The 1251-nt window shown below is 61.3% G+C and carries 1 protein-coding gene; it reads left to right on the top strand.

Annotation, left to right across the window (positions count from 1 at the left end; genetic code table 11):
• Positions 1-1251, top strand: a 1251-nt coding sequence (gene bamA, locus EGJ09_RS26360; protein ID WP_125925179.1) for an outer membrane protein assembly factor BamA, incomplete at both ends; no start/stop codon positions are given.

Genomic DNA, 1251 nt, shown 5'->3' with positions numbered 1-1251 from the left:
GGCGATCAGGCCGATGACCGGCGCCTGGTGGAGTCGACCCGTTCGCTGTTCAAGACCGGCTTCTTCCAGGATATCCAGCTGAACCGCGACGGCGATGTCCTGATCATCAACGTGGTCGAGCGCCCGTCGGTGTCGAGCATCGAGATCGAAGGCAACAAGGCGATCAGCACCGAAGACCTGATGAAGGGCCTGAAACAGTCGGGCCTGGCTGAAGGCGAAATCTTCCAGCGTGCCACCCTCGAAGGTGTGCGTAACGAGCTGCAGCGCCAGTACGTGGCCCAGGGTCGCTACTCGGCCGAGGTCGACGCCGAGGTGGTGCCACAGCCGCGAAACCGGGTTGCCCTGAAGATCAAGATCAACGAAGGCACCGTCGCTGCCATCCAGCACATCAACGTCGTCGGCAACACCGTGTTCGATGATGAAGAGCTGGCGCAGCTGTTCGAGCTCAAGACCACCAACTGGCTGTCGTTCTTCAAGAATGACGACAAGTACGCCCGCGAGAAACTCTCCGGTGACCTGGAGCGCCTGCGTTCCTACTACCTGGACCGCGGCTACATCAACATGGACATCGCTTCCACCCAGGTGTCGATCACCCCGGACAAGAAGCACGTCTACATCACCGTCAACGTCAACGAAGGCGAGAAGTACACCGTTCGTGACGTGAAGCTGTCGGGCGACCTGAAGGTGCCGGAAGACCAGGTCAAGTCGCTACTGCTGGTGCAGCCGGGCCAGGTGTTCTCGCGCAAGGTGATGACCACCACGTCCGAGCTGATCACCCGCCGCCTTGGTAACGAAGGCTATACCTTCGCCAACGTCAACGGCGTGCCACAGCCCAATGACGAAGACCACACGGTCGACATCATGTTCGTGGTCGACCCGGGCAAGCGTGCCTACGTCAACCGCATCAACTACCGCGGCAACACCAAGACCGAAGACGAAGTGCTGCGCCGCGAAATGCGCCAGATGGAAGGCGGCTGGGCTTCGACCTACCTGATCGACCAGTCCAAGACCCGCCTGGAGCGCCTGGGCTTCTTCAAGGAAGTCAACGTCGAGACCCCGCCAGTGCCGGGCACCGACGACCAGGTCGACGTCAACTACAGCGTCGAAGAGCAGGCATCCGGCTCGATCACCGCCAGCGTGGGCTTCGCCCAGAGCGCCGGCCTGATCCTGGGCGGTTCGATCAGCCAGACCAACTTCCTCGGTACCGGTAACAAGGTGTCCATCGGCCTGACCCGTTCGGAATACCAGACC

Source organism: Pseudomonas sp. p106, assembly GCF_003936645.1.
Lineage (GTDB): Bacteria > Pseudomonadota > Gammaproteobacteria > Pseudomonadales > Pseudomonadaceae > Aquipseudomonas > Aquipseudomonas putida_E.
Note: the sequence above shows the minus strand (reverse complement) of the source record. Positions and strands in the feature narration are given on the sequence as shown.